Raw genomic sequence first — 14,813 nt, forward strand, 5'->3', positions numbered from 1 at the left:
GTGCCCCTTGAATAACGCCTGTTCACGTCGGTTCTGGCGCGACGTGGTAAACATTGCGTTAAGTTGCGCCGGAAAGTTGCAATTAGTTTTGCGGAGCAGGCGCGGGCTTTGCCAGTGGATCTTTAGAGGAAGTAGCGCATCTTTATCGTGAGGTTTTGCGACGCCGATCCGATTGTAAACACCGCATCATCCCAATCAGGCGGCGCCATGCGAACCGGGGCATCGCGCGAAAAGCCGTACCCTTCGCGCGGGGCCATGCCGAGCACGCGGTTCGCTTTTCCGTCTTCATTTTCATCATGCAGCAAGGCGATGGCGTAATCACCCGGTTCAACATTCTCAAACCGGATGGTGATCGTGTCATCGGCGCGCACAACGGTGCGGTGCGAATTGGGGTCGCGGGCACAACGGGGAAACACATCCTCCATTGTCGTCATGCAGGCGCGCACCACGCCTTCATCCGATCTAAGGTCGGTTACGGTGATGGTGATCGTCGCCGCCGCGGCCGGCGCGGCAAAGGCCGTGAAAGCGATGCCCATGGCTAAGGCGGCGATAGGGCGAAGAGCGCTGATTGTTGATCCCGTCATTGGGTTTGTCCCTTTACCGGTGGATGAGCCGTGTCGAAGCGTTTCGAAAATCCGTGATCTGTTCCGCAGACCCGATCCCAAAAACGAAAATAGAGGCCGAAATTGCATCTGTATTCCTCATGATGGCGTTCATGATGGCTGGCGGTTATCACCCACCGACCCAACACAGAATGAACAAAACGGCGCGGAAACATTTCCCAACCCATATGATTGGTAACACCCATGATCGTGGCGATGGTCAACACCACGCCAAGCATCGCTAGGTGGATTGGCACGATAAAGGCTAAGATGGGCACTACAATCGCGCCGCTTATCGCTTCGATGGGGTGAAAGCTCATCGCAGTCCATGCGGTGGGCGGGCGGCTTTCGTGGTGAACGGCATGCGCGATCCGAAACAAGCGCGGATGGGCGTGCATTGCTCGATGGCTCCAATAAAACCAGGTGTCTTGGGCGAACAAATACACAAAGACCGACACCGGCAAATACCACACAGGATAGGTCGACCAATCCGAATAGAGCAGCGAGAAGTCGTGGTGCCGCCACAACCAAAAGACGACCCCAGCGGGCGCGCCGTAGATAAAGGCGGAGATCATCGACCACCGTATCTCACGTGAGATTTGGGGCTTCATCCCATCATATAGGCCGGGTCGAAACCGCGCCGTTGCCCATGCAAAAAGGCCGCTGGCCAGAAAGTACCGCACGGCAACAATTACCGTCATGGCGGCGCTCACCAACAATAGGGCGAGCCAGATCGGCGTATCAGCAGGGATCATGCGGCATGGTATGACGCAAAAGGTTTAAGCAGAACAGCCGCATTGCGCGCGGCCGGCTATATGATTGCTGCGCGCGGCCTTATTCTTCCGCGCCATTGATGCCGATTTGAGGATCGATCAGGCCCGTGTGCCGGCGCATTCCCATCCGCGCCAAGCGTTCAACCTGAACCTTGCGGCGCGCCGCAGCCAATGGTTCAAGCGGCGCGTGGCGAAGGATTTCCCCATCATAGGCGTCGGCCACAATCACCCCACAGCGATCGGGTTGAAACGCCTCGGTTTGGAGGGGGGATCTATCGAGCGACGGGGGCACGCCCCAGAAAAAACGATCGCAATAATCGAGGTAATCGGGCCATTTCCCATCGCCCAGCAAATCGCTGCGCGCGACCTTCACCTCCACGATGACGACCAAGCCTTTGGCATCAATGCCCATCAAATCGGCGCGCCTGCCGTTTTTCAACGGCACTTCTGAAAGGCACCAAATGTCGTTGCGGGCAAACAAACGCATGATCCCGCGCACCGTATCTTTGGCGGAGACAGGAGGCGCGCCATGATCCCGCGCGGTTGCGTCGGTGGGCGTTTCGGATTGCGAATCAAGTGCGGATGAAGAAGCGTTGGTCACCCGCCATAATTGGAACATATGGCGAACACAGTCAACCCAATGTCAAACCAACGGTGCATCCATGGCCGTTCTCTTAGAAAGGCGATTGGGTGGTTATTGTGGCTGGCTGGCGTTCGGTTGAACCACGGCCAATACGGCGTCGCGTGCATGGTGAAATTCACGCCAAAGCGCCAATGCAGGGGCGCTTGCGTCCTGACCGCGGGCGGTGATCGCGCCAAGCGCGGCGAGGCCCGGGCGCATCATGGCGTCAATATCGTCGACACCTTGCCAAGCCAGCGTTTGCTGCCACCCATTCGCATCCCCCAGCATTTCAGGGAAAGCGGCGAGGCGCGAATCAAACACTTCGGGAGAAATGTTTGCGATTCCCGCCAATTGAGCGGCTGTTTCGTGAAGCGCTTCCCACTGCTGCGCCAAATGGCTGATGGGCCGACCGGCTTGATCCGCCGACGCGCGCATCGATTGCATTTGTTCTGGTGGGAGCGCTGACATGAGGGATGGTCTAGCCAAACGGTCTTGCCGATTGGTTAAATCCATATCGGTCAATTGGGTTCTCTGTGACCCAATAGGAGACTCGTGAAATATTGCCGAACCCAACAATTGAACTGGCGCCGGAGCAAGAGGCTTGCTAAGCGCCGCGCCCGACGCAATCATAAACGTCGAAGCCCAAACACCACGGGCACCCGTAGCTCAGCTGGATAGAGCGCTGCCCTCCGAAGGCAGAGGCCAGAGGTTCGAATCCTCTCGGGTGCGCCATTGCTTTTTGGCGGTTTTCCGGGTCCATAATCGTAATTTCTTGTAATATCTGACCGGCTGGCGCCACTATTGCTTGCCGTTGGGGGGCTTCCTGCGTCTATCAGGGCCCAAGATAAGCGCGGCGGGGATGGCTGCGCGTAGAAAAGGGGCGCTCTTATGAGAATCGCGATTGCGGATGATGATCCTGAATTGTTGGAACAATTGGGCAATGCGATCGACAAAACCGCGCATCAATGCGAGCGGTTTCGGTCCGGAACAGAACTGACCACGTTTCTAAAGCGCGAAACGTGTGACGTCGTTTTGGTTGATTGGAACATGCCGGGACGCACCGGCTTGGACATTGTTAAGTGGGCAACCACCAGCGTCCAAAACCCACCGGCTTTCATCATCCTCACCAGCCGATCGGATAAAGCCGATATTGTTCTGGGCCTTGAAGCGGGCGCGGTCGATTATGTTGTAAAGCCCGAAAGCGAGGAAGTTATTCTTGCGCGGATTGAGGCGGCGCATCGCCGACTGAACACCGGCGGCCCGGAGCGGTTTGGCAAGTTCGGACTGTATGAAGTCGATCGGATCACCAAACAGATCTCCCGCGGGGGTGAGGCGCTCAACCTCACGAACAAAGAAGCCGATTTGGCGATCTTGTTTTTCGACAATCTCAACCGGCCTTTGTCGCGAGCCTATATCTTTGGCGAGGTTTGGGGCAGCGTTCCCGAAGTGGAGAGCCGCACGCTCGATCTGCATGTGTCGCGCATCCGATCCAAATTGGAACTGAGACCGAAACATGGATTTGCCATTCAAACCGTCTTTGGTTTCGGGTATCGCATGGACAAGACGATCGATGCGTTAGAGGACCTGTGATCAATACAGATAGGGAAGATGTTCGAATGCGGTGGGGTGCGCGGGGGCTTTTGGCCGGCGGTGCGGTCCTGGTTTCCGCATGCGCGGTTTCGCTGCCGTTGACGATCACGTCGGCTGGCGACGAAACGTCTTCTCGTCCAAACCAAATGACAATCGCGGCCCCTGATGATGATGGGCAAACGGCGAAAGCTCGCTTTGCGAGCGCGTTGGTGGATGCCTTTGCACGGCGCGGGGTCACAAATGTAGAGAGCGGCGCCTTGATAGCCGATTACGCCTTGTCCGTTGGTCCGGCTGAGATGGGTGTTCGTATTGCTCCACCTGATGCGGCGTCTGAGAATGATGCAGAAGAAGGTGACGCAACGGAAAATTGGGTCGTCGTGCCGCGTCAACCGCGCCGATTTGACCAATGCGATGCGATGGTGTTGCGGGGCACATTGTTGGTCTTAAACCCGGCGGATGGCACCACTGCCTATCGCGGACAGGGTATGGCGACGGAATGTGAATTTGACGGTTCGGCCATGCAGGCGTTGGCGGATGCTTTGGTTGCCGACTTCTTCGCTCAAACCTGATTTCGGCGAAACTCGCCCGATCTCAATTGCAAAACGGATTATGTCGCCAAGGAGATCGCGAATTGCGTTCCCTTGTTCGGCTGGGATGTCACTTCGATCGTCCCAGAATGCGCATCGACAACTTTTTTGACCAAAGCGAGGCCCAATCCGGCGCTGGGTCCGGCATGGGTGGCATGAGCCCCAAATCGCGCAAATGGATCCTTTACCCGCGCTTCGGGTAGGCCAGCCCCTTCGTCTGAGACAAAGATCTGGTGTGTGCCGCGCTCTGTCACGCCCAGTTTGACTGTGATGCGCGAATGTTCGGGAGAATATTTAACCGCATTGCCAATCAAATTGTCGAGCATCCGCGCGATCAACGATGCGTCCACATCGGCAAAACACGGCTCAGTCGGCAATTCCTGTTTGATCGCGATGTGCTTTGTTTCGGCCAAGACATAGGCGCGGTCGCAGGCTTCCTCGATCAACGCGCCAATATCGCTGTCTTCCAATTGCAATTCTGGGCTTTCCAATCGCGCCAATTGGACAAAGTCATCGGCCAGCTTGAGCGTGCGTTCCGCTTGTTTTTTGATCCGGGCCATCGTGTCCAACGCATCGGTCGCGTCGGCCACTTTCTCTGGCTTTCGAGTGAGGCCAATGATCGCGACCTGCGGCGTGCGCATGTCATGCGATAGGAATTCGAGCATCTGTTTCCGCTCTTGATCCAGCCGACGCAGATCGGTGATCTCTCGCAGGGCCATGATTTCGCCCGACATCGGCTCATTGCTCTGTCCCAACGGGCCCAGCGCGGCTTTCGCGATCAGGAATATCCGGCCGTCCTCGGTCAACAATTCGCCGCCATCGCGTTGCAAATGCGCCCGCCCGAATTGGAACAATGCGTCCAATGAAAGCGACGATTGGGTTTCCCATTCGGGAAAGAGTTGATCGGCCTTTGCGTTCAACATTTGAACGTGACCGCGATCATCAACGACAATCATCGCATCGGGTGCGGCCTCGATCACTTGGCGAACAAAGGTCAAGGACCCTTCGATGGAATGGATCAATCCGCGCACCCGGTTCACCTGGCGTGCGACATATTCCATCCCCTGATTGTCGGTTGTGCCCTTGTGATCAAGAACCGCTTCACCGCCAATCATGCGCGCGGCTTCGCGATCGAGATACCGGCTGACATGGCTCAATCGGCGCCAGCTCCACAATGGATAGGCCAATATGATCATGATGATGATCGACGCCACCGGCAGCCAAATATGCGCGAATGCCATCAAGGACAGGCTGATCGCCACAACGCCAAACGCCAATGCGAGCGCGACGTAAAGGCCGATTTTGGGGGACACGTACCAGAACGCACCGAACAGCATAAAGAGGGCAAAGATCGTCAAAATGATCAACCAAACGCGATCGGCGGGCGTGATGACCGCGTCGGAGATCAAAGCGTTTAGCAAATTGGCCTGAACCTCCACGCCGGACATCAATCCAATTTGGCCCGAGGCAACGGCGTATCTGTCGCCCATCCCTTGGGCGGTGGCGCCTATAAAGACGATTTTGTCTTCCAAGATTTCTGGGAGTGCCTGACCGTTAAGAACCGTGCTGGCGGAATAGGTGTTCACCGATTCTTCGGGATGAAATGGGATCAAGGTGTTTTGATCCGTTCTGTATCGATCCGAATCCTGACCCAGAAAATCCATCGCGGTAACGGCGAGATGCGGAAAGTCGCCGCGATCCGTCGTGAACATCAAATCAAACCGGCGCAAAATCCCATCCGGATCGGGGGCGGCTTCGACGTGACCAATCCCGGCCGTCGCTTCGACAAAGGCGGGTAGAGGGTAGAGCGGATCGACCCCAGCGTCTGTGTTGGGCCGGGTCGAAAATGTGTGCGGCAACACGACATTGCCGGCCCGCGCCAAGGCACCCTCTAAGGCGGCGTCTTCTTGAAGGTCGCTGTTTTCAACAAACAAGACGTCGAACACGATTGCGCGCGCGCCCGCATCGCTCAACGCATCAAGCAATCGGGCATGGGTGCTGCGACGCCATGGCCAGCCGCCGATTTCGCGCAAGCTTTTGTCGTCGATAGCGACCAAAACGATGTCGTCCGAATTGACCGGACGCACCATCGATGATGCCGTGTCGAGCAATTGGTTGTCGATCCGTTCGGTTACGCCGCTGAATTGCAGGTAAAACACTCCCAAAATCGACAAGGCGAGCAGGATCATCCATTCGCCAAACAACCGGCCCAATTGCCCGATCACCTTCATTCCACGATCACTCTCATTGCCAAGCCACCTCTTGCCAATTTGCGTCCATCCATAAATCCCCACCCGGATTCATGTCGGACGGTTCAATTGCTCACGGTTAACGGTGTTGATGGGCCCCAAATTTTGATCATTCCATCGATCGGATCGGTTTCGGTTGCCGCGACCCTCCATGCATATTTGCCGATGGCCAAGTTGGAGAGGGCAATTTCATTGGAGGTCAGGCCGACTTCGTCGACCAACAGGTTTTCTGGCGCGTCTTCCAACCACAATTGGAACGCGAATGTTGCGCCTTCTCCTCCGGCGGTCAACCAGCGGAAAATATAGGCATCAAGATCGGCGGAATTTTCACTGTCGGCGGTCACACCCACCCGTTTGCGCAAGAACGACGTTTCGCCGTCGGATACGGAAAGCCCTTCCAAACCGCTGGATGAAATGGCCCGTCCACGCAAATGATACCGTCCGTTTTCGACGCTTTCAAAAACCGCAACTTGGTCCGTTACGATGCGTTCGGCCAATATATCGAGGAATGTGAGGTCCCTGGCCAATTGCACCCGGTACCCTTGCGCCCCGTCAACGGGTTCAAACGCGAAGGTCAACGCCTCTTCGGTTTGCACCGCGCCAAGATCGATGAAAGCGGGGGCAGGCAACAAGGCCTCGGGCTCGCCGACGCCCGATGAACTGCTCGAAACGCCAAAGCCCGCGGGCGCTGGCTGGGTCGCGCCGCCGGCTGCGACTTGCACCGCGCCTTCGGTCACTTCGGTAAGGCTGACATCAGAATTTTCAGGGTCGTAGGCCACGCGGAATTCGGTGCCGCGCACCGCCGTTGTGGCAATCGGTGTCCGCATTCTTAGGCGGTCTTGACCGTTAAGCGTGGGTGAGGTCGCGTTGGCGCGCCCGCGCTGCACGTCAAAGTCCACGTCCAACGTGTTGTACAGGCGATACCGGCGCGCACGTTCCAAAACGGCGGTGGTGTTGGAAGGCAGGGAAATGCGGCCACCAAACGATCCGGTGAACGTGATGAATCCATTGCGTTGCGTTACGATCTCTGCACCGACCGGCAAAACGGTGCCCCTAACCGGGGTGGATCCATCAATCGTCACAGGACCCGTCCAGTCGCCGACGGCCAATTCCACCAGTTCATATTTCAACAAATTGCGCGGAATGGTTAGAGTACGGTTGATGGACAAGCGGCGCGGGTTTCTGACGCGGTTCATCTCTTGCAGGCGGGCCGGATTAACACCATCGACCAGATATGTTTCTGTGATGTCATACAGCGTGTCGCCCGGCTCAACCGTGTATGTAACGGTGTCCGCATTGCGCGCCAATCCAGGCGCAGCAATTCCGGCATAGGCTGCAACAATCGCGGCAATGGTCAGGGGTTTTATCGTCTTTAACATGGCGGTGTTTCCCTTGCGTTCCCGCAACAATCGCATAGCGCGCCCACACTCACCAGCTTTGGCGAGGAATTTTACAACAAATTACCTCGAACCGAGCAGGGTTGAGGGTGGTGTTAAGGACCGAGTTTTGGGCGCGACCCAAATGAACGCATGCGGTGGTTAGAACCCGTTTTCAATATACTCCATCGCGCATCCCGCCAACATCGCCACCCCTTTGGGCAAAGCGGTTTCGTCGACATGCATCCGTGGGGAATGGATGGCACAACATTGGCTCCAATTGTCGCCTTCGGGTGCGACACCCAAAAAGAACATCGCGCCGGGCACTTTTTCTAAGACATATGAGAAATCTTCCGCGCCCATGATTGGGGCGGGCAGGTTGTGCCATCCTTCTGTTCCATCCGCGATTTCGGTGGCGACTTTTTGGCCCAGCCGCACCGCGCGTTCATCACACAGCGTAACGGGGAAGCCGTGCTCAATCTCGCACGTCGCCTCAACCCCATGGGCACGGGCGGTGTCGGCGGCGGTTTGAGCGATCAAAGTGTGGATCGCGCGGCGATGGTCCGCCGATAAGGTGCGGATCGTCCCTTGCAACATGGCGTCATCGGGTATGACGTTGAACGTGGTCCCGGTTTGGATGCGGGTAACCGTCACCACGACTGCGCTGGCCGCGTTGAACCGCCGCGTCACCATGGCTTGGATCGCAGAAACGATCGCGGCCGCTGCGGGGACCGGATCGGCGCAATCGTGCGGCATGGAGGCATGGCCGCCTCTGCCATTGACGGTGATCGTGAATTGATCGGCGGCGGCCATCAAAGGTCCGGCGCGACCCGCCAGCACTCCAAATTTCGCATTGGGCATAATGTGCAAGGCAAATGCCGCATCGGGAAGCGGATCGATTAACCCATCATCGATCATGAAACGAGCACCGTGATGCCCTTCTTCGCCGGGTTGGAACATGAAATCCACGGTGCCGGCCAATTGGTCGCGCCGTTCGGACAAAACACGCGCCGCGCCGACCAACATGGCGGTGTGGGTGTCGTGGCCGCATGCATGCATGCGACCCGGTATGGTCGATGCAAATTCCAGATCGGTTTTCTCATCCATCGGCAACGCGTCCATATCACCGCGCAACAAAACGCGAGGCGAACCATCGGTTGCTTTGCCGCCCCTTAAAGTGGCGACCGCGCCGGTGGTCGATGGTCCGCTGCGCCATTCGAGCGGAAGACCGGCAAGAGCGCTGCGCACTTTGGCCATCGTTTCGGGGCATTGCAGGCCCAACTCAGGCTCTGCGTGGATTGCGCGCCGCAAGGCGACGATGTCCGGGGCGAGGGAATGGGCGGATTTGAGGAGTGTTTCGGTCAACATCCGATCAGATTAGCGCCGCCCGGTGCCGATACCAGCACCAAATTGCAGTTTGCGCCGTGCCGCCTGTCAATTGCCCCGTGAATCAAGCAATTGCGCCGGGTTTGCGGTAACAAACCCTTGTGAAACCGCGATCTATCCCAATGTAACCAACCAGCGACACCGTGCGAAAATTGCAACCGAAACTGATAATCGCGGTGGTCATATCCCCGCCCGCCCCTTAAGGATCCCCCATGGCCACGCCAATTTACGAATTTGCGCAGCTTCCGCATGTTGCCAAACAGGCGTCGGCTGGACCGCGCCCTGATGCGAAACGCCGTGTGCGTGCGCCGGGCGAAGCGCCTTGTGTTGGCGTCATCTACAATCCGCGCAGTCACGGCAATCAAGGCGCCGATTTCGATTGCGGGATGAGCCCCCATGTCCACATATCCCAGCCTGGCGATCGCTCTCAACTGCCCGACGCGTTGAGCGAATTTGCCGCGCGCGGGATCGACCTTTTGGTTATCAATGGCGGCGATGGAACGGTGCGCGATGTTTTGACATGCGGCGCGTCAATCTTTGGCGCGGATTGGCCGGCGATTGCGGTGCTGCCAAAGGGCAAAACCAACGCGTTGACGGTAGATTTGGGTGTGCCAGGCGATTGGACTTTGCAGCACGCGATTGATGCTTTTGACAAAGGCGGCCGCATTCACCGCCGCCCCATTGCGGTCACTCCACAAGGCGACGCCCCCGATAGCCACGTGATGGGTTTTATCATGGGTGCAGGCGCCTTCACCACCGCAACCAAATCGGGACAAAGCGCCCATCGTTTGGGCGCGTTCAATTCGATGGCGGTTGGCGTGACGACGGCGTGGGGCGTGCTGCAGTGGTTTTTTGCAACGCGAAACAATCCTTGGCGCCGCGGTTCGCGGATGACCTTGCGCTTGGGTGCGCAGCAGGCGGAAATGGAACACAGCGGCCATGGTGATCCAGCGTGGCGGCAATTGCTGTTCGCATCCACGTTGGAAACGATGCCTGCCAAGATCAAACCCTTTGGGCCTTTGCGTAAGGGCCTAAAACTGGTTGTTCTGGACCAAGTGTCCCGCCGATCCACGCTGCTCATTCCGTCCGTATTGCGCGGCAAAGCGCCCGCCCGGTTGCGCGAACGCGGCATTCATCAAATAACCACGCCGCAATTGATCCTAGAGATTGACGACCAATTCATCCTTGATGGAGAGGCTTTTCCCGCCGGTCAATATCGCATCGCTCAGGGGCCTGAGCTTGAATTCGTCACTCCGTAAAGCGAGAAGCGTCGCCCATGGCACGCACCACACCCCCATCTCCTAACCCGCTTGCGCAACGCATTGCAGAGCGATTGGACGCGGATATTGATCCCGCGGTTGCCGCGTTTGCGCGCCATTTGGCACAGGAAGCTGGGGCCGTCGCGGTGTTGTTCTATGGGTCGAATTTGCGCACGCGATCGCTTGATGGGGTGCTGGATTTTTACCTGTTGTTGCCGGGGGCAGAACAATCGCGGATCTGGCCACGCGTCAGCTATCATGAACGCGATAACGAAGGCGTCATGTTGCGCGCAAAGGTGGCGACGATGGCGTTGTCCACGTTTGGCAAAGCGGCGTCGGGTGAATTGGCGGATACGACCATTTGGGCCCGATTTGTGCAGCCATCCGCTTTGGTGTGGGCGCACAATGCCGAAACGCGCGGCGAAGTGACCCAAGCGATTGAGGCGGCGGCGATGACAGCGGCCCGGTTGGCCGTGGCGATTGGCCCGATAAGCGGCACAGCCCAGGATTATTGGCGCGCCCTGTTTCAGGCGACCTACAAAGCAGAGTTCCGAGTTGAAAAGTCTGGCCGTGAAAACGACATTCTAAGCGTCAATCGAGAGCACTTTTCTGGCCTTTTGCCGTTGGCTCTCGACGCGGCTGGCGTATCGTATACCGTTTTAGTGCCCAATCTATCCAACGCACCAGCCACCGGCGAAGAACGGATCACACCTAGCCTTTCCGCGAGCGAGCAACAGCGCATTCAAAAATGGTGGGGGCGACGCCAGATGCTCGGCAAACCGTTGAATTTCGCCCGCTTGATCAAGGCGAGCACGACGTTCGACGGGGCTGCGCGCTATGCCGCTTGGAAAATTGAACGGCACACTGGCATGCCAATTGAAGTGACGCCGTTTCGAGAGCGCTACCCTCTTTTGGCGGCTCCGTCGGTGCTGTGGGCGCTACGAAAACACCGCAAGAGCAACAAACCCTAAGCGAACGGCCGATTTAGCTGAAATACTTCATTGTAACCGCGATTGAGCTGACGCCGCTGCCCACGCTGATCCGGGTTTTGTCGATGCCGGGTTTGCCCAGATTGAAAATGTTGATCGAAGGGTCGCGCGACATGGCGCCGCCATCGGTGCGGATATCGGTCGATCCATTGCCATTCACGTCGTGACGCACAGCAATCGCGTAATTCCCGCTTGCTGGGACGGGCAGGCAGACGGTCATCCGACCGCGCCGTGCGGGCAATTCAATCCGGTTCAACCAACGGCCGCTTTCCAACCAATCGGCGCTGGTCCCGTTGTAAACCTGTGCCCGGATCGTGCCGTTTGAATTTTTGACACCGTTGATGGTGACGCGAACCGACGGCCCGCCGCCGGGTGCGCATGCCCGCATATTGTTGGAAATGACGTTGCGATAATCGCTGCTGCTGGATGCTTGCGCCGATGCGGTGGCAATCGGCGTCGCGGCGCCGGCTGCCATCAAAAGCGCCGCGGCAATGCCGCCCGCTATCTTTGTAATCCCGGAATTTTTCCGCGAGGTCGTCGTCATTGTGTTCTGCCCGTAATACTGGTTTGCGAAGGGTTCGAATGCAGATTGCCAATCGTTCCTTTAGCGCAAGACTATGCCGTGGATATGCCCCAAGCGTGGTGAATTGCGGCTGAACTGATGGTCCATTGCGCATTTCTGGCGTTCATCGCGGTGTTCGCGCCTGCAAAAAGGGCGGGGAAAAACCGTCAACAACGGCTTGCTGGGCGATTCGCACAAGGCGTAAGGCGAAGTGCAAAGGTAAAAGGCCCCTTTGTTAACCATGCCCACTCCCCTTATCTCTCCCAGTATTCTGTCTGCTGACTTTGCTCAGTTGGGCGAAGAAGTGCGCCGTGTTGATGCGGCCGGGGCGGATTGGATCCATATTGATGTGATGGATGGGCATTTCGTGCCCAACATCACGATTGGCCCCGATGTTGTGAAGGCGCTGCGCCCGCACACGGATAAAGTGTTCGACGTCCATTTGATGATTTCGCCGGTCGATCCGTATTTGGAAGCTTTCGCCGATGCGGGCGCGGACATCATCACAGTCCATCCCGAAGCGGGGCCCCATGTGCATCGGACGCTTCAAGCGATCCGCGCATTGGGTAAGAAAGCTGGCGTTGTGATCAATCCCGGCACCCCGGTCGAGGTGCTCGACAATGTGATGGACTTGGTTGACCTGATCCTTGTGATGAGTGTGAACCCCGGATTTGGCGGTCAGAGCTTTATCCATTCCCAATTGGAAAAAGTGCGTCGCATCCGCGCGATGATCACCGCAACCGGCCGCGACATTCACCTTGAGGTGGATGGCGGCGTAAATGCGGAAACCGCCACCTTGTGCGTTGATGCTGGGGCTGATGTGCTGGTCGCTGGTTCTGCGACGTTTAAGGGCGGACCCGATCAATACGCTGCAAACATCGCCGCTTTGAAAGGGGCTGGATGATGGAAACCCTTTTTGACGATCAAGATGCCGTCACGACCGTCACAACCGAGGATTTGGACGAGACAGGCGATCGCTTTGCGACGCGCCCCGCGATTCCTTTGGGGCATGCCGAAGAGGTTTTGCGCGACGATGCGGCGACATCGTTCCCGGTCGATCCGATAGAAACATCGCGCGCACTTGCACTGACCGATGTTATCGCGCCGCGCACTCGTCCCGGCGAGGCGTTGATACGGCTCGCCTATCGGATGGGCGTACCCGGTCAAACACTGGCCGCGCCGCTAAGACGGGCTCAGGCTTTGCGGGTTTTGGCGACCGTGAATACGCCAATGACCGGCAATCGCGCCGCGGGCACCGCGTTGCGCGCGGGCCATTTTCTTGTCCATGGCGTCAAACAACCAATCGGTCAGCTCGATTTTGAAAGCGGCGCTCGATTGAGCCCCGGGCTTGAACGGACAGTGCACAGTTTTTCGTGGCTGGCCGATCTCGCGGCAAGCGCGCCGCGCGAAGATTGCATCCCGATCGCCGAACGGATCACGGGGCGTTGGTTGGAAGCGAACACCGCACCGCCAAAACGCGGCGCGAAAAGCCCTGCATGGAATGTCGAACATGTCGGCATGCGTTTGTTGGCGTGGTTGGTGCACGCGCCGCTGGTCTTGGCCGGCCAAGACGGCGAATTGAAACCAAAGCTCCTCAAGTCGATTGAGGAAACTGCGCTTTGGCTAGATCGCAAGGCTTTGCGCAGCGGAGCGGGATTGGGCCAAGTGGCCGGTTGGGCTGGGGTTACGGCGGCTGGATTGTTGCTGCCGGATGGCAAGCCGCGCCGTTTGTACGGCGAAGCGGCGTTGATCCGCGCATTGGGCGAATTGGTTGCCGAAGACGGCGGATCGCTGGCACGGTGCCCTGCGGCTCAAATGGACGCTATCCGCGTGTTGACCGATTTGTTGGCATGTTACGACGCCGTTGATCGCGACGCGCCCGACGCGCTTTGGGTGATGCGCGAATTGTTGGTGCCGCCTTTGTTGGCGTTGCGCCATGGCGATGGCGCCTTGGGCAATTGGCAGGGACAAGGCGCGATCCCTGCAGATGCGGTGTCCGACCTTGTCATTGCGACCGGTATCCGCACGCGCCCTCTGAATGATCCGCAACATTGGGGCTATCAACGTTTGCGCGGTGGTCAAACCATCGTGCAGTTTGATGCCGGACCGCCGCCGCGGGCGCGGCACACGCGGTGCGGTTGCGCATCCACTTTGGCGTTTGAAATGTCAGACGGACCATCACGGCTTATCGTCAATTGCGGCGGAGCGGCGTTGGCAGGTGGTCAGGTGCCCGCCCGGATCGGACAAGGATTGCGTGCAACCGCCGCGCATTCGACCTTGGTCCTTGATGACGCCAACAGCACCGCTGTGTTGCTCCACGGTAAATTGGGTCGCGGCGCCGAAATGGTCGAAGTCGAACGACGCACAAGCACGCGAAATGACCGCGAAGTCACCAGCGTCGAAGCCAGCCATGATGGATATGCGGCACGATTTGGACTGACTCACAATCGGATCCTTTCGATGCGCAGCGACGGAACCGAATTGTCGGGCGATGACATCCTCATCCCATCATCGCGCAAAGGTAAGCGCGGCATGGTCGGTTTTGCGATCCGGTTCCATTTGGGTCGCGGGGTTGAGGCGCATTTGACGGATGATGGGTGCGGGGCAAGCTTGCTGACGCCGGATGGTCGGCTTTGGCAGTTCCGTCTGCGCACGGATGGATCCGATTCAGAAGATGTGAAGTTGAGCAGCGAAGACAGCCTTTGGGTTGATGGCGATGGTCGCCCGCATGCAACCGAACAATTGGTGATCGAGGGGCTAACCTCGCGCGGTGGGGGGCAGTTCTCCTGGCTCCTCAAAAAAATGGGATAGAATTCAA

14 protein-coding genes and 1 tRNA gene are annotated in these 14,813 nt (G+C 57.9%); 7 read left to right on the forward strand and 8 right to left on the reverse strand.

Annotation, left to right across the window (positions count from 1 at the left end; translation table 11 throughout):
• Positions 1 to 122: 122 nt before the first annotated feature.
• The 4 genes from BQ8290_RS09710 to BQ8290_RS09725 form a co-directional block, all read right to left on the reverse strand.
• A complete protein-coding gene (locus BQ8290_RS09710; RefSeq protein WP_337661286.1) occupies positions 123 to 584 on the reverse strand; it encodes a DUF2141 domain-containing protein in 462 nt (153 codons plus the stop codon).
• Complete coding sequence (locus BQ8290_RS09715) at positions 581 to 1,357, reverse strand: sterol desaturase family protein (protein WP_337661287.1); 777 nt, start codon at positions 1,355 to 1,357, stop codon at positions 581 to 583. The genes BQ8290_RS09710 and BQ8290_RS09715 overlap by 4 nt, the downstream gene beginning before the upstream one ends.
• A 79-nt stretch (positions 1,358 to 1,436) precedes the next feature.
• Positions 1,437 to 1,874, reverse strand: a complete 438-nt coding sequence (locus tag BQ8290_RS09720) for an MmcB family DNA repair protein (protein ID WP_443112337.1) — start codon at positions 1,872 to 1,874, stop codon at positions 1,437 to 1,439.
• 195 nt (positions 1,875 to 2,069) lie between these two features.
• Positions 2,070 to 2,465 (reverse strand): hypothetical protein, encoded by a 396-nt coding sequence (locus BQ8290_RS09725; RefSeq protein ID WP_337661289.1) that lies wholly within the window; start codon positions 2,463 to 2,465, stop codon positions 2,070 to 2,072.
• A gap of 187 nt (positions 2,466 to 2,652) precedes the next feature.
• Between BQ8290_RS09725 and BQ8290_RS09730 the strand changes: the two genes are divergently transcribed.
• From BQ8290_RS09730 to BQ8290_RS09740, 3 genes are all read left to right on the forward strand, one after another.
• Positions 2,653 to 2,729 (forward strand) — tRNA-Arg (locus BQ8290_RS09730).
• A gap of 156 nt (positions 2,730 to 2,885) precedes the next feature.
• Complete coding sequence (locus BQ8290_RS09735) at positions 2,886 to 3,587, forward strand: response regulator (RefSeq protein ID WP_108789700.1); 702 nt, start codon at positions 2,886 to 2,888, stop codon at positions 3,585 to 3,587.
• Positions 3,584 to 4,156, forward strand: a complete 573-nt coding sequence (locus BQ8290_RS09740) for a hypothetical protein (RefSeq protein ID WP_337661290.1) — start codon at positions 3,584 to 3,586, stop codon at positions 4,154 to 4,156. Before BQ8290_RS09735 ends, BQ8290_RS09740 begins: the two co-directional genes overlap by 4 nt.
• Positions 4,157 to 4,194: 38 nt before the next feature.
• Here BQ8290_RS09740 and BQ8290_RS09745 read toward each other — a convergent pair whose 3' ends face one another.
• From BQ8290_RS09745 to BQ8290_RS09755, 3 genes are all read right to left on the reverse strand, one after another.
• Positions 4,195 to 6,405, reverse strand: a complete 2,211-nt coding sequence (locus BQ8290_RS09745) for a CHASE2 domain-containing protein (RefSeq protein ID WP_108789704.1) — start codon at positions 6,403 to 6,405, stop codon at positions 4,195 to 4,197.
• 83 nt (positions 6,406 to 6,488) lie between these two features.
• Positions 6,489 to 7,802 (reverse strand): LysM peptidoglycan-binding domain-containing protein, encoded by a 1,314-nt coding sequence (locus BQ8290_RS09750; protein WP_337661291.1) that lies wholly within the window; start codon positions 7,800 to 7,802, stop codon positions 6,489 to 6,491.
• Between the two features lie 159 nt (positions 7,803 to 7,961).
• The gene (locus BQ8290_RS09755; RefSeq protein ID WP_108789708.1) at positions 7,962 to 9,167 is read right to left on the reverse strand and encodes an amidohydrolase; all 1,206 of its coding nucleotides are present in this window, start codon (positions 9,165 to 9,167) and stop codon (positions 7,962 to 7,964) included.
• A gap of 230 nt (positions 9,168 to 9,397) precedes the next feature.
• Here BQ8290_RS09755 and BQ8290_RS09760 point away from each other — a divergent pair, with 230 nt between their 5' ends.
• Together BQ8290_RS09760 and BQ8290_RS09765 are read left to right on the forward strand one after the other, a co-directional pair.
• Positions 9,398 to 10,444, forward strand: coding sequence for a diacylglycerol kinase family protein (locus tag BQ8290_RS09760; protein WP_108789710.1), 1,047 nt, complete (start codon positions 9,398 to 9,400; stop codon positions 10,442 to 10,444).
• 17 nt (positions 10,445 to 10,461) lie between these two features.
• Complete coding sequence (locus BQ8290_RS09765; RefSeq protein ID WP_108789712.1) at positions 10,462 to 11,415, forward strand: hypothetical protein; 954 nt, start codon at positions 10,462 to 10,464, stop codon at positions 11,413 to 11,415.
• A 13-nt stretch (positions 11,416 to 11,428) separates the two neighbouring features.
• Here the strand turns inward: BQ8290_RS09765 and BQ8290_RS09770 are convergent, their stop codons facing one another.
• On the reverse strand, positions 11,429 to 11,977 hold the full coding sequence (locus tag BQ8290_RS09770) for a DUF2141 domain-containing protein (protein ID WP_108789714.1): 549 nt from the start codon (positions 11,975 to 11,977) through the stop codon (positions 11,429 to 11,431).
• A 259-nt stretch (positions 11,978 to 12,236) separates the two neighbouring features.
• Here BQ8290_RS09770 and rpe point away from each other — a divergent pair, with 259 nt between their 5' ends.
• Complete coding sequence (gene rpe / locus BQ8290_RS09775; RefSeq protein ID WP_108789716.1) at positions 12,237 to 12,899, forward strand: ribulose-phosphate 3-epimerase; 663 nt, start codon at positions 12,237 to 12,239, stop codon at positions 12,897 to 12,899.
• A complete protein-coding gene (locus tag BQ8290_RS09780; protein WP_108789718.1) occupies positions 12,896 to 14,806 on the forward strand; it encodes a heparinase II/III domain-containing protein in 1,911 nt (636 codons plus the stop codon). The genes rpe and BQ8290_RS09780 overlap by 4 nt, the downstream gene beginning before the upstream one ends.
• Positions 14,807 to 14,813 lie beyond the last annotated feature (7 nt).

Source organism: Erythrobacter sp. Alg231-14, from assembly GCF_900149685.1.
Taxonomy (GTDB): Bacteria; Pseudomonadota; Alphaproteobacteria; order Sphingomonadales; family Sphingomonadaceae; genus Erythrobacter.

Coding starts and splice junctions, on each gene's coding strand:
- BQ8290_RS09710 (WP_337661286.1), bottom strand. CDS start 584: ATGACGGGATCAACAATCAGCGCTCTTCGCCCTATCGCCGCCTTAGCC.
- BQ8290_RS09755 (WP_108789708.1), bottom strand. CDS start 9,167: ATGTTGACCGAAACACTCCTCAAATCCGCCCATTCCCTCGCCCCGGAC.
- BQ8290_RS09725 (WP_337661289.1), bottom strand. CDS start 2,465: ATGTCAGCGCTCCCACCAGAACAAATGCAATCGATGCGCGCGTCGGCG.
- BQ8290_RS09715 (WP_337661287.1), bottom strand. CDS start 1,357: ATGATCCCTGCTGATACGCCGATCTGGCTCGCCCTATTGTTGGTGAGC.
- BQ8290_RS09770 (WP_108789714.1), bottom strand. CDS start 11,977: ATGACGACGACCTCGCGGAAAAATTCCGGGATTACAAAGATAGCGGGC.
- rpe (WP_108789716.1), top strand. CDS start 12,237: ATGCCCACTCCCCTTATCTCTCCCAGTATTCTGTCTGCTGACTTTGCT.
- BQ8290_RS09780 (WP_108789718.1), top strand. CDS start 12,896: ATGATGGAAACCCTTTTTGACGATCAAGATGCCGTCACGACCGTCACA.
- BQ8290_RS09745 (WP_108789704.1), bottom strand. CDS start 6,405: ATGAAGGTGATCGGGCAATTGGGCCGGTTGTTTGGCGAATGGATGATC.
- BQ8290_RS09750 (WP_337661291.1), bottom strand. CDS start 7,802: ATGTTAAAGACGATAAAACCCCTGACCATTGCCGCGATTGTTGCAGCC.
- BQ8290_RS09760 (WP_108789710.1), top strand. CDS start 9,398: ATGGCCACGCCAATTTACGAATTTGCGCAGCTTCCGCATGTTGCCAAA.
- BQ8290_RS09765 (WP_108789712.1), top strand. CDS start 10,462: ATGGCACGCACCACACCCCCATCTCCTAACCCGCTTGCGCAACGCATT.
- BQ8290_RS09735 (WP_108789700.1), top strand. CDS start 2,886: ATGAGAATCGCGATTGCGGATGATGATCCTGAATTGTTGGAACAATTG.